Source organism: Hydrogenophaga sp. (genome assembly GCF_018780385.1).
Classification (GTDB): domain Bacteria; phylum Pseudomonadota; class Gammaproteobacteria; order Burkholderiales; family Burkholderiaceae_C; genus Hydrogenophaga.
In genome coordinates this window covers 18218-31078 of the sequence record NZ_JADMJO010000021.1, presented here as the reverse complement: position 1 = coordinate 31078, position 12861 = coordinate 18218, and the positions used below count along the sequence as shown (strand labels likewise).

The window sequence follows — 12861 nt, the reverse complement described above, 5'->3', positions numbered from 1 at the left end:
CGACGACCTGGTGTGGAACCTGCTGACCAGCCACAACGTGAAGAAGGTGGACAACGCCACCACCACGCAGCTGCACGCCAGCATCCTCATGGCCGGCAAATTTGCCGAGTCCATGGCCGCCCACTGATCTGCGCGGTTACAAGTTTCCCTTCTCTCACGCTCCAGGAGCACCCCATGGCCGTCGGCAAAAGCATCCTCAACGAGTCCCGCGACATCGAACGCGCGGTGGCCCTGATTCAGCTCGGTGCGCGCCTGCAGGTGCTGGAGTACGAAACCAGCCTGTCGTATGAGCGCCTGCTGCGCCTGTACAAGGAAGTGGCGGGCAAGAGCCCATCGAAAGGCCAGTTGCCTTTCTCCACCGACTGGTTCCTCACCTGGCAGCCCAACATCCACGCCTCGTTGTTCCTCAACATCCACGAGTACCTGAGCAAGACCAGCGAACTCGAAGAGATCGACACGGTGATCAAGGCCTTCCGCCTGTACAACGACCAGATGACGGCCAGCGCGATCGAGCCCATCCTCTCCGTCACCCGCGCCTGGCGCCTGGTGAAGTTTGTTGACAACGGCATGCTGACCCTGACCAAGTGCACCTGCTGCGGCGGCAACTTCGTCACCGAGCCCTACGAGAACCGCCACTTCGTCTGCGGTCTGTGCCAGCCACCGGCGCGTGCTGGAAAAGGCGCAGCCAGCGGTGGATTGCGCCTGCACTGATCACGGCCTTTCCCAAAACTTGAAATGGACCCCGATGCGGGTCCATTTCGCGTTTATGGGTCCCTTCAATCGCACCTAGAGTTGGTCGATAGAAAAGGCATCTCCCAAAGTCACGCGCGCCACATCCGTGCCACGTCCTCTTTCAGGCCCAAGAACATGTTCGTCATCATCGGTTTTGTCGTTTCGATGCTTTGCATCTTCGGCGTCTACATCCTCCACGGCGGCAACATCGGCGTGGTGCTCAAGGCGTTGCCGTTCGAGATGACGACCATCCTCGGTGCGGCCCTGGGTGCCTTCATCATCAACAACCAGATGAAGGTCGTCAAAGCGTCGTTCAAAGGTCTGGCTGGATGCTTCAAGGGCAGCCGCTACACCAAGGCGCGCTACATGGAGCTGATGGCGCTTCAGTTCGACATCCTGCAGAAGGCCCGCAAGGAAGGTCTGATGGCGATCGAACAGGATGTGGAGAACCCGCACGAGTCGGCGGTGTTCAAGAAGTACCCCACCATCGCCGCCGACCACCACGTGGTCGAGTTCATCACCGACTACCTGCGCATGATGGTGTCGGGCAACCTGAATGCGCACGAGATCGAGTCGCTGATGGACAGCGAGATTGAAACGCACCACCAGGAAGCCCATGCACCGGTGGCCGCCATCGCCCGCCTGGCCGGCGGTTTGCCGGCCTTCGGGATCGTGGCCGCCGTGCTGGGTGTCGTCAACACCATGGGCTCGGTGGGCCAGCCGCCCGCCATCCTCGGCGGCATGATCGCCTCCGCCCTGGTGGGCACCTTCCTCGGCATCTTGCTGGCCTACGGCGTGTTCGAACCACTCGGTGGCCTGATGGACCAGAAAGTGGAAGAGGGCAGCAAGGAATTCCAGTGCATCAAGACCACGCTGCTGGCCAGCATGCAGGGCTATGCACCGGCCACGGCCATCGAGTTCGGTCGCAAGGTGCTGCTCTCTGACGTGCGCCCCACTTTCATCGAGCTCGAAGCCCACGTCAAAGGCAAGAAATGAAAAACCCCCCGCGACGCTTCGCGTCACCCCCCTGGGAGGGGGGCGGCATCTTGGGCCGGCAGAGCCGGACCCTCGCTGCCCCTGGGCTGGGCGACCCCGCGCGCTCAGAGGCGTGCAGTTTGAGCAAGGAGAGTTGACATGGCGGGAGATGGGAAGAAGCTTCAACCGATCATCATCAAACGCATCAAGAAGACCGGCCATGCCGCTCATGGTGGTGCGTGGAAGATCGCCTACGCCGACTTCGTGACGGCCATGATGGCGTTCTTCCTGCTCATGTGGTTGCTGGGCTCCACCGCCAAGGGTGAGCTCGACGGCATTGCGAGCTACTTCCAGTCGCCGGTGAAGGTCTCGCTCATGGGCGGCCCAGGCACCGGCAACAGCAGCAGCATCCTGCCGGGTGGTGGACGGGATCTGAGCCGGTCGTTTGGCCAGATGGACAGCGGCGAAGCCGAGCGCGCCGCCAAGATGATGGGTGCCCAGATGGCCCAGGAAGTCAAGGCCCGCCAGGAAGCCGCGCGACTGGACGCGCTGGAGAAGAAGATTGCCGTCTTGATCGAGAGCAGTCCCAAGCTCGCCGAGTTCGGCTCGCAGATCCAGCTGGAGAAAACCACCGACGGTCTGCACATCCAGATCGTGGACCAGCAGAACCGCCCGATGTTCGACGCCGGCAGCTCGCTGGTGAAACCCTACATGCGCGACATCCTGCACGAGATCGGACGGGCACTGGGCGATGTGGAGAACCGCATTGCGCTCTCTGGCCACACCGACGCCACACCTTATGGCAGTGGCGTGCGTGGCTACAGCAACTGGGAGCTCTCGGCCGACCGGGCCAACGCCTCGCGCCGCGAGCTGGTCTCGGGTGGACTGCCGGACGACAAGCTGCGCCGCGTGGAAGGCCTGGCCTCCAGCCGGCTGTTGCGACCCGAGACGCCCACCGACCCGATCAACCGGCGCATCAGCATCGTGGTGATGACGCAGGCGGCCGAAGAACGCATGACGCCCGGCTCGATCCCTGCGGTCGTGGCTCCGCCCGCGGCACCTGCGGCCGTTGAAACATCCATGGCACCTGCACTTCAGATTCCCGCCGAAGTGACGAAATCAACTTCAGGGAGCGGCGGCTGAAAGGTCTCCGTCTCCAACCCACCGACCCACCCGCCCTCGGAGACATGCATGTCCACCCCGATGAAATTCCTGATCGTTGACGACTTCTCCACCATGCGCCGCATCGTGCGCAACCTGCTGAAAGAGATCGGTCACACCGATGCGGACGAGGCCGAAGACGGCGCCATTGCACTGGCCAAACTGCGCAACGGTGTGTTCAATTTTGTGGTGTCCGACATCAACATGCCCAACATGAACGGTTTCGAGCTGCTGGCCGAAATCAAGAAGGACGAGAAGCTCAAGCACCTGCCGGTGCTGATGGTGACGGCCGAGGCCCGCAAGGAAGACATCGTGCTCGCGGCCCAGAGCGGCGCGGCCGGCTACATCGTCAAGCCCTTCACCAAGGCGACGCTGGAAGACAAGCTGGCCAACATCTTCAAGAAGCTCGGTATCTAAGGAACGCTGCCATGAATCACGATGACGCAGCAAACCCTGGCGCCCCGCAGATGTTTCAGAAACTGGGCTCCATCACGCGCCAGTTGCACGACGCACTGAAAGAGCTGGGCTACACCGACAAACTCAAGGGCACGGTCGACCAGTTGCCCGATGCGCAGAGCCGCCTGTCCTACATCGCCCGCCTCACCGGTGAGGCGGCCGACAAGGTGCTCAACCACGTGGAGCACGGCAAGACCGAGCAGGGCCGGATCGCCGAGCGTGGTCGCCAGCTGGCCGACACCATCTCCCGCGTGCCAGCGCTGGCCAAGGCCATGCCTGAGCTGATGGAGTGGACGAACGACATCATCACCACCAGCGAGCAGACCGACGCGCGGTTGACCGACATCATGATGGCGCAGGACTTCCATGACCTCACCGGCCAGGTGATCGCGCGCGTGGTGCAGCTCGCCGGCACCATTGAAGAGCAGTTGCTCGGCCTGCTGCTGCAGTCGGCGCCCTCCGGCCAGCCTGGCCAGGACCACGCCTACGAACTCGCCGGCCCGGTGGTGGATGGCGATGGCCGCACCGATGTGGTCAACGACCAGAAGCAGGTAGACGACCTGCTCGCATCACTCGGTTTCTAGCCCCAGCGCCACGCAAGCCCACCAACCCCCGCCAGCTCGGGGCGGCCGGGTGCGCTGCGCAGCGAAATCAAGGGGGAGGCGGCACCAGCCGCCGGGGGACATTCGCGGAGCAGCGCGCCCAGCCGCCCCGAGCCCGAAGTGGTGCATTGCAGAAAAGCACCCGTTCCAAGCGTCTTATCCCCCTTTAGTTTTCCCCAGCGGATTCCAGAATCGGATTCACCGATCAAGTGAGCCCGCTCCATGGAATCTTCCAGTCAAGACAAGAACCTACCCGCCACCGCGCAGCGCCTGAAGAAGGCCCGCGACGATGGCCAGGTGCCGCGTTCCAAGGACTTGTCCAACCTGTCGGTGCTCGGTGGTGGCTCCGTGTTGCTGCTGGCGCTGGCCCCCGCGGGTTTCGAGAAGCTGCGCACCTCGCTGCAAGGGCAGTTGCGCTTCGACCACGCCTCCCTGCAGCAACCTGGCCAGATGATGCAACGCCTGGCGGACGCTTTCTCGCAGGGCCTGATGCTTTACCTGCCGCTGGGCCTGCTGGTGCTGGGTCTGGTCATAGGGGTCACGGTGGCCGCGGGCAGCTACGCACTGAGCACCAAGCCCGTCACGCCCGATCTCAGCCGCCTCAACCCACTCAAGGGCATTGGCCGGTTGTTCTCCAAACAACAGGTGATCGACACCTTGAAACTCTCCGGCGTCACGGCCGTGGTGGGCTTCGTCGCCTGGCAGTTCATTGCCTCGCATGTGGAGCTGTTCGGAACGCTGGTGACGCAACCGCTGGAATCCGGCCTCGGCCAGCTCGGCACCTGGATGGTGAAGGGCGTGAGCCTGTTGCTGCTCGTGGTGGCGTTCTTCGCGATCGTTGATTTTCCTATCCAGAAGTTCCTGCACAGCAGCCAGCTCAAGATGTCTCACCAGGAGGTGAAGCAGGAACACAAGGAATCCGAAGGCGACCCGCATGTGAAGGCGCAGCGGCGCGCGCGCCAGCGCGAGATGGCCCAGCGCAACAGCGTGGGCGCCGTGCCCAAGGCCGATCTTGTGGTCATGAACCCAACCCACTACGCGGTGGCGATCCGCTACGACGACGCCTCCATGAACGCGCCGCGTGTGGTGGCCAAGGGTGCCGATTTGATCGCCATGAAGATCCGTGACGTGGCCAAGGCGCACAACGTGCCGGTGCTGCAGTCCCCCATGCTGGCCCGTGCGCTCTACGCACACGCCGAGCTCGACGGTGAGGTGCCTTCGGCTCTGTACACCGCCGTGGCCCAGGTGCTGGCCTACGTGTACCAGGTCAAGGCCGCCCTCAAGGGCCAGGGCGCCATGCCCGGCGAGATGCCGACCCCGCAGGTGCCGCCCGAACTTGATCCGCATTTCAAGAAATCCGCCACCAAGGACACCGAATGAACGCGTTGCAACCTTTGCAGCAATGGATGAACCGCAACGCGGCCTGGGCCGGTGGCCTGGCCGCCCCCATGCTGGTGATCACCATCCTCTCGATGATGGTGCTGCCGCTGCCGCCCTGGGTGCTGGACACCTTCTTCACGCTGAACATCGCGCTGGCCCTGGTGGTCATGATGGTGGCGGCCTACATGCGCCGCCCGCTCGATTTCTCGGTGTTTCCCACCGTGCTGCTGCTCACCACCTTGTTGCGCCTCTCGCTCAACGTGGCCTCCACCCGCGTGGTGCTGCTCGAAGGCCACACCGGCCCGGGCGCCGCCGGTGCGGTGATCGAGGCCTTTGGCCATTTCCTGATCGGCGGCAACTTCGCGGTCGGCTTCGTCGTGTTCGTGATTCTTGTGGTGATCAACTTCATCGTGATCACCAAGGGCTCGGAGCGCATTGCCGAAGTGTCGGCCCGCTTCACGCTGGACGCCATGCCTGGCAAGCAGATGGCGATCGACGCCGATCTGAACGCCGGCCTGATCGACGAGAAGCAGGCCAAGAAGCGGCGCCAGGAAGTGGGCGACGAGGCCGAGTTCTTCGGCTCCATGGACGGTGCCTCCAAGTTCGTGCGCGGCGACGCCATCGCCGGCATCCTGATCCTGATCATCAACATCGTCGGCGGTTTCGCGGTCGGCGTGATGCAGCACGGCCTGTCGGCCAGCGAAGCGGCCAGCACCTACATCCTGCTGGCGGTGGGCGATGCGCTGGTGGCGCAGATTCCTTCGCTGCTGATCTCGGTGGCCGCGGCCATGGTGGTCTCGCGCGTGGGCAAGGACGAAGACCTGGGCGCGCAGGTGATGCAGCAGATGTTCATCTCCGCCAAGGTCATGGGCATCGTGGCCGCGGTCATGTTCCTGCTGGGCGTGATCCCGGGCATGCCGCACGTGGTGTTCCTGACCTTCGCAGCCATCTTCGGCGGCCTGGCCTGGTGGCGCACCCGGGTGGACGCCCGCCCCGTGGCCGAACCCGAAGCGCCTGCGGTGCAGAGCGACGGCGAAGCCACCTGGGACGATCTGCAACCGGTCGATCTGCTCGGTCTGGAGCTGGGCTACCGCCTGATCGCCATGGTCGACAAGACCCGCCAGGGCGACCTGCTCACCCGCATCAAGGGTGTGCGCAAGAAATTTGCGCAGGAGGTGGGTTTCCTGCCGCCTGCGGTGCACGTGCGTGACAACCTGGAGTTGCGCCCCAGCGCCTACCGCATCACCCTGCGCGGCGTGGTGGTGGGTGAGGGCGAGGTGTTCCCCGGCATGTTCCTGGCCATCGATCCGGGCGGCCTGGGCACCCCGCTGATCGGCACCCCCACGACCGACCCCGCGTTTGGTCTGCCCGCGCACTGGATCGAAGACAAGCAACGTGAAAACGCGCAGATGGCGGGTTTTACTGTGGTTGATTCCGAGACTGTGCTGGCCACGCATCTTTCACACTTGATGCAAGTCCAGGCAGCCAAGTTGCTGAGCCGGACGGAGACCCAGGAACTGGTTGAACACGTGACCCGCCTGGCCCCGAAACTGATCGAAGAAGTCGTGCCCAAGATGATCTCCGTCGCCTCGTTCCAGAAAGTGCTGCAGCTGCTGCTGGAAGAGTCGGTGCACGTGCGCGACATCCGCACCATCATCGAAGCCCTGGCCGAACACGCCCCCCACACCACCGACCCGGTCGAGCTGGCCCGCCGCGTGCGCATGGCGCTCTCGCCGGCCATCGTGCAGCAGATCTACGGCCCGGTGAAAGAGCTCGAAGTGATCGCCATCGAGCCGGGTCTCGAGCGTCTGCTGATGCAGGCCCTCAGTGGTGCGGCCAACGGCGCACTGGACCCCGGCGTGGCCGAGATGCTGAGCAAATCGGCCACCGACATTGCCAACAAGCAGGAAGAAAAAGGCGTGCCTGCCTGCCTGCTGGTGCCCGACGCGATCCGCAATGCCATGGCGCGCCTGCTGCGCCGCGCCGCGCCCCGTCTGCAAGTGCTGGCGCACAGCGAAATTCCTGAAACCCACCTGATCCGCATTGGCCCGATTCTTGGAGAACTTGCATCATGAACATCCAGCGCTTCACCGCACCGACCTCCCGCGAAGCCATGGCCAAGGCCCGCAATGCCTTCGGCGACAGCGCCGTCATCCTCTCCACCCGCTCCACCAGCGAAGGGTTTGAGGTGATGGCCGCCGCCGAAGAGAGTCTGGCCTCGCTGGCCGACAGCGCCAGCCCCGCGCCGATCGCCACGCGCCCAGCCGCAGCTCCCACCGCTTTCGCCGCCCGTGCCAAGGCCGCTGCCACGCAGGCACAGCCCGAATCGGTGGCCGGTGACACCGAAGCGCTGGCCATGAGCACGCTGTCGTTTCAGGAATATGTGCGCGAACGCATGCTGCGCAAGCGCCGCGAATCGATGCAGGAGTCCGCACCCGCCGAGGTGCCCGCACCGCAGTACCGCGCGCCTGTGCAGGCCGCGCCGGTGCAGCCCGTGCCCACCCCGATGCCCGCCGCCGAGCCGATCGTGGTGCCGGTGCAGCGCTTCAACGATCCGGTGCAAGCCGCTTTCGGCAACCGCCTGGGGCAGCAGCCGATCCGCACCCGCGATATGGCCGAACCCGCCTGGGAAGATTCCCAGCCCTCGGTGCGTTTCGCCAGCAACGAAGACTCCCGCATGGCGGTGGAACTCACCGCGCTGAAGGACATGATCGAAGAGCGCTTCAACACGCTGGCCTGGCTCGGTTCTTCCAAGCAGAACCCGATCCAGTCCAACCTCATGCTCAAGCTGATCCGCGCGGGCTATTCGCCCGCCATGGCCCGCGCCGTGCTGGACCGCGTGCCCGCCGATGCCGGCGCGCCCGAAGCCTTCCGCTGGCTCATGGACGTGATCACCCGCAACCTCAAGGTGAGCGCGCCCGCCGCCGGCCTGTGCGATGAAGGCGGCGTGGTCTCGCTGATCGGCGCCACCGGTGTGGGCAAGACCACCACCGCCGCCAAGCTCGCGGCCCAATGCGTCAAGCAGTACGGTGCTGGCAGCGTGGGCATGATCACGCTCGACACCTACCGTGTCTCGGGCTACGAACAACTGCGCGCCTACGGCCGCATGCTCGGCGTGGTGGCCCACCTGGCCCACGACCGCGCTGCGCTCAAAGACCTGCTCAACCTGCTCTCGGGCAAACGCCTGGTGATCATCGACACCGCGGGCCTCGGCCAGCGCGACCAGCGCATCCAGGACATGCTCGACGTGCTGGACATGCCCACGGTGAAGAAGACGCTGGTGCTCAACGCCGGATCGCAAGGCGACACGCTGGACGAGGTGCTGACCTCGTTCAAGGCCAGCTCGCTGCACGGTGTGGTGCTCTCCAAGGTGGACGAAGCCGTGAAGCTTGGCCCCGCACTGGACGCGCTGATCCGCCACCAGGTGACGCTGCGCGGCGTGGCCAACGGCCAGCGCGTGCCCGAAGACTGGCAGAACCCCGACGCCTCGGCACTGGTGCGCATGTCCATGGGCACGTCCGGCAAGTCGGCTTACGACCCGGTGGCCACCGACATGGGCTTCTACTTCGCGCCCACCAACGCCCGCGGCGTGAACCTGGGAGCCTCGCATGTTTGAACACGGCTTCGACCAGGCCGCCGGTCTGCGCGGCGAGAGCCGCAGCGGCGGGCCCAGCCTGTTGCCCGTGGCCAGCCCGGCGCAGCCAGCGCGTGGCCACGAGTGGCTCTACATGCTCGCGGGCTGTCTGTCGAACCAGGGCCGCTCAGTCGTCATCGTCGACGGCACGGCCACCGAATCCAGCGCAAGCCAGCGCGAGCCCGGCAGCCACCTCGGCCTGCTGCGCGCGTTGCAAGACCCCTCCATCGCTCACCTCGAACAGCCCACCGACAGCGCCGAGTGGCTGGTGATGCCCGGTGCGCGCGGCCTGCAGGCCTTGCAGGAAACCGCGCACGCCGCAGGCGCACCGGTGGCGCTCTCGCGCCTGCTGGCTCCATTTGCGCCGGGCGTGATCGTGCTGCTGTTCGCACCGGCTTTCGGCCTGGCCGGCGTGTTGCCCGGGCTCAATGCCCGTGCCATGGTGCCCGTGCTCGAACAGCCGCAGGCCGCCATCGACGCGTACGGCTCGGTCAAGGTGTTGCACTCGGCGGGTTTGTCGCCGGTGCTCGCTCCCCTGGCCGCGGGCGGCGCGCAGGTGCTGCAGCCGCTGGTGACCACGGTTACCGACTGCGCGGCACGCCACCTCGGGCTGAAGCTGGAGAGCTGGCCCGCCCACACCTGGGGCCACCGCGCCCAGGCCTGCGCCATCACAACGCTGGCTGAAACCGACACACACGGGTACCACGGCCTGGTCCGCGCTGCCCCGACACCTCTCTGGAGCTGAAGATGTACACCGCCAAAGGCACGCTCAACCGCGACGAGCAGCTGCGCAAATACAGCCCGCTGGTGCGGCGTCTGGCCCACCACATGATTGCCAAGCTGCCCCCCAGCGTGGAGCTCGATGACCTGATCCAGGTCGGCATGATCGGCTTGACCGAAGCCATTGCACGCTTCGAACCCACACAGGGCGTGCAGTTCGAAACCTTCGCCAGCCAGCGCATCCGCGGCGCGATGATCGACGAGCTGCGCGAAGGCGACTGGATGTCGCGTGGTTCGCGCAAGAGCCAGAAGGACATCGAGCAGGCCGTGAGCCGTCTGCAGCAGAAGTTGCAGCGCGTGCCCAAGGAATCCGAGATCGCCGCCGAGCTGGGCATGGAACTCGCCGACTACCAGCACCTGCTGGCCAAGGTGCGCGGCACCCAGCTGGTGTACCTGGAAGACATCAGCGGTGGCAGCGACGACGAAGACGGTTTCCTGGACCGCCACATGGGCGACAGCGAAGCCGATCCGTCAGCCAAGCTGCAGGACCACCGCATGCGCACCGCCCTGGTGGCCGCCATCAACGTGCTGCCCGAGCGCGAGCAACAGATCATGAGCATGTACTACGAGCACGACATGAATCTGAAGGAAATCGCCGCCGTGCTCGGCGTGACCGAATCGCGCATCTGCCAGCTGCACAGCCAGTCGATCGCCCGCCTGCGTTCGAAGCTGCGCGAGCACTGAAACGGTGGGCTGGACGAGGGTTTTCCCGCGTCAAGATCGGGCGCTGCAGGTCGATCTCATAAGCACGCCGGGCCTGCAAGGTCCGCGTGGTCACCGCGCCGAAACGCGCGGCTTCCCCGATCCCTCACCACCCTTCCTTCCATCCCGGAGATCCAAGATGAAATCCCTGTACCGCCCCCTGCTCGCGCTGTTCGCGTCGCTGGCCTTTGTGGCTGGCGCATCCGCTCAAGAGAACGGAACGCGCGAAGAAGCCAAGGCCATGACCGAGGTCGCCATTGCCCACCTGAAGAAGGTCGGCAACGACAAGGCCTTCGATGACTTCACCAAGGACAAGGCCAACTGGAACAAGAAAGACCTGTACGTTTTCCTGTTCGACATCGACGGCACCATCAAGGCGCATGGTGTCAACGAGAAGCTGGTGGGCAAGAACCTGATCGGCCTCAAGGACCAGAACGGCAAGGAATTCGTCAAGGAGTTCGTGGTGGTTGCCGGCAAGGGCGAAGGCTGGGTTGACTATGACTGGGCGCACCCGGTGAGCAAGAAGGTGGAAGGCAAGACGACCTTCGTCAAACGCGTTGCGGGCACCAACCTGGCGGTGGCCGTCGGCGTCTACCGCTGATGCAACCTGTGGCGGTGGCACCGTGCCACCGCTGCCAACAAGCGCATCCCCCCGTGCCGTCTGCCCCGTGGTGTGACGGCACATCTCCTTCGAACACGAGACTAGAACGATGAAGCTGTTTGAAAACGCCCGCATCGGTGTCAAGGTCGCGCTGGCGCCACTGGTCACCATGCTGTGCCTGGCGATCGTGGCCGCTCTGGGTCTGTGGGCCACGAGTGATCTCTCCAGTTCGCTGCGCTCCATGCAGTCGTCGACCCTGCCGACGCTGGCCACCACCGCCGAGCTGCAGCGACGCATTGGCGCGGCCTACGCCAGCACCAACCAGTCGCTGGCGTGGACCGGCGCCGAATTCCCCGCCAAGCGCATCGACGCTCTGGACAAGGCGCTCGCGGCGGAATTGGGCGAGATCGAAGCCCTGATCAAGGCGCAGCACGCGCTGCCGATCTGGGACGAGGCGGCCCGCGCCCAACTGCTGGTGCTGGAGAAGACGCATGCCGCGTTCCGCCAGACGGCGCTGGACGCGCTCGACATGAAGAGCGCCGGACTGAGCACCGCGGGCAGCTTCATCGACATCATGCAGACGGCTTACCTCAAGCTCGACGAACAGATTTCCGCGCTGGCGACCAGCCAGCGTGAAGCCGCCAACACCCGTGTGGACGTGTCTGCCGCTGCCGCCGCTGACAAGGGCATGGGCATCGCCGTGGGCGCGGCCCTGGCGCTGCTGCTCTCGGCCGGGGTGGGCTGGTGGTGTGTGCGCATGATCGTGGCGCCGCTGCGCGCGGCGCGTGCACTGGCCACGGCCGTGGCCGAGGGCGACTTGCGAACGCAAAGCCACTCTGCCTCGAGCGATGAAACGGGCCAGGTGCTGCAAGCACTCGACCAGGTGTCGACGCAGCTGGGCACGCTGGTCTCGGAAGTGCGCGGCACCGCCGAGCAGGTGGAAGTGGCATCGGGCGAAATCGCGCAGGGCAACGCCGATCTGTCCACGCGCACCGAGCAGCAGGCCTCGTCGCTGCAGGAAACTGCGGCTTCCATGGAACAGCTCGGCTCCACGGTGCGCCAGACCGCCGACAACGCCAGCAAGGCCAACGAACTGGCGCAGAACGCCTCGAAGGTCGCGATCGAGGGCGGTAGCGTGGTGGGCAAGGTCGTTGAGACCATGAAGGGCATCAACGACAGCTCGCGACGCATCGCCGACATCATCGGTGTGATCGACGGCATCGCCTTCCAGACCAACATCCTGGCCCTGAACGCGGCGGTGGAAGCCGCGCGCGCAGGCGAACAGGGCCGCGGTTTCGCGGTGGTGGCGGCCGAGGTGCGCAACCTCGCGCAGCGCAGCGCCGAAGCGGCCAAGCAGATCAAGAGCCTGATCGACACCAGCGTGGAACGTGTCGCCAGTGGCACCGCGCTGGCCGACCAGGCCGGCACCACCATGCAGGGCGTGGTGAGCGCGATCCGGCGCGTGTCGGACCTGGTGGGCGAGATCAGCAGCGCCACCAGCGAACAGAGTTCAGGCGTGGGTCAGGTTGGCGAGGCGATCAGCCAGATGGACAAGGTCACACAGCAGAACGCCGCGCTGGTGGAGGAAAGCGCGGCGGCGGCCGAATCGCTCCGGTCGCAGTCGCGCCGGCTGGTGCAGTTGCTCGACCGGTTCCAGACCGCCTGAGGCCCTGGCCGCTTCGGCAGCAACCGGCTTCGGCCGGTTTTTTTGCGCCTGCCGCAATACCGCATGAGCAGTAGCCGTTGGCGCATGGCAACGGCCACTGGTGCAAGGGAATGGGTATGTCTAGCATCGACTGCGGTTCCCGACAGCCGCCGCCATCGCGCACACGCGTCGG

The 12861-nt window shown here is 65.3% G+C and carries 12 protein-coding genes; all 12 read left to right on the top strand.

The genetic code is table 11. The features are described 5' to 3' along the window. Positions 1 to 174: 174 nt before the first annotated feature. The 12 genes from flhC (at position 175) to IV113_RS09535 (ending at position 12689) form a co-directional block, all read left to right on the top strand. Positions 175 to 711 (top strand): flagellar transcriptional regulator FlhC, encoded by a 537-nt coding sequence (gene flhC / locus IV113_RS09590; RefSeq protein WP_056268592.1) that lies wholly within the window; start codon positions 175 to 177, stop codon positions 709 to 711. Between the two features lie 156 nt (positions 712 to 867). Then, positions 868 to 1728: a flagellar motor stator protein MotA gene (gene motA / locus IV113_RS09585; RefSeq protein WP_291083645.1), complete on the top strand. Its 861-nt coding sequence runs from the start codon at positions 868 to 870 to the stop codon at positions 1726 to 1728. A gap of 138 nt (positions 1729 to 1866) precedes the next feature. Then, the gene (motB, locus tag IV113_RS09580; protein WP_291083642.1) at positions 1867 to 2850 is read left to right on the top strand and encodes a flagellar motor protein MotB; all 984 of its coding nucleotides are present in this window, start codon (positions 1867 to 1869) and stop codon (positions 2848 to 2850) included. Between the two features lie 48 nt (positions 2851 to 2898). After that, entirely contained in the window at positions 2899 to 3285 is a 387-nt protein-coding gene (cheY, locus tag IV113_RS09575) for a chemotaxis response regulator CheY (RefSeq protein ID WP_069047628.1), read from the top strand. An 11-nt stretch (positions 3286 to 3296) separates the two neighbouring features. Beyond that, a complete protein-coding gene (locus IV113_RS09570) occupies positions 3297 to 3908 on the top strand; it encodes a protein phosphatase CheZ (protein ID WP_291083636.1) in 612 nt (203 codons plus the stop codon). 240 nt (positions 3909 to 4148) lie between these two features. After that, a complete protein-coding gene (locus IV113_RS09565; protein ID WP_291083634.1) occupies positions 4149 to 5306 on the top strand; it encodes an EscU/YscU/HrcU family type III secretion system export apparatus switch protein in 1158 nt (385 codons plus the stop codon). After that, the gene (gene flhA, locus IV113_RS09560) at positions 5303 to 7381 is read left to right on the top strand and encodes a flagellar biosynthesis protein FlhA (RefSeq protein ID WP_291083631.1); all 2079 of its coding nucleotides are present in this window, start codon (positions 5303 to 5305) and stop codon (positions 7379 to 7381) included. The genes IV113_RS09565 and flhA overlap by 4 nt, the downstream gene beginning before the upstream one ends. Beyond that, positions 7378 to 8922: a flagellar biosynthesis protein FlhF gene (gene flhF / locus IV113_RS09555; protein WP_291083628.1), complete on the top strand. Its 1545-nt coding sequence runs from the start codon at positions 7378 to 7380 to the stop codon at positions 8920 to 8922. Before flhA ends, flhF begins: the two co-directional genes overlap by 4 nt. Next, on the top strand, positions 8915 to 9685 hold the full coding sequence (locus IV113_RS09550; RefSeq protein WP_291083625.1) for a hypothetical protein: 771 nt from the start codon (positions 8915 to 8917) through the stop codon (positions 9683 to 9685). The genes flhF and IV113_RS09550 overlap by 8 nt, the downstream gene beginning before the upstream one ends. A gap of 2 nt (positions 9686 to 9687) precedes the next feature. Then, positions 9688 to 10404, top strand: a complete 717-nt coding sequence (locus IV113_RS09545; protein WP_056268555.1) for an RNA polymerase sigma factor FliA — start codon at positions 9688 to 9690, stop codon at positions 10402 to 10404. Between the two features lie 157 nt (positions 10405 to 10561). Then, positions 10562 to 11023 (top strand): cache domain-containing protein, encoded by a 462-nt coding sequence (locus IV113_RS09540; protein WP_291083618.1) that lies wholly within the window; start codon positions 10562 to 10564, stop codon positions 11021 to 11023. Between the two features lie 109 nt (positions 11024 to 11132). Next, entirely contained in the window at positions 11133 to 12689 is a 1557-nt protein-coding gene (locus IV113_RS09535) for a methyl-accepting chemotaxis protein (RefSeq protein ID WP_291083615.1), read from the top strand. The last annotated feature ends 172 nt before the right edge of the window (positions 12690 to 12861 follow it).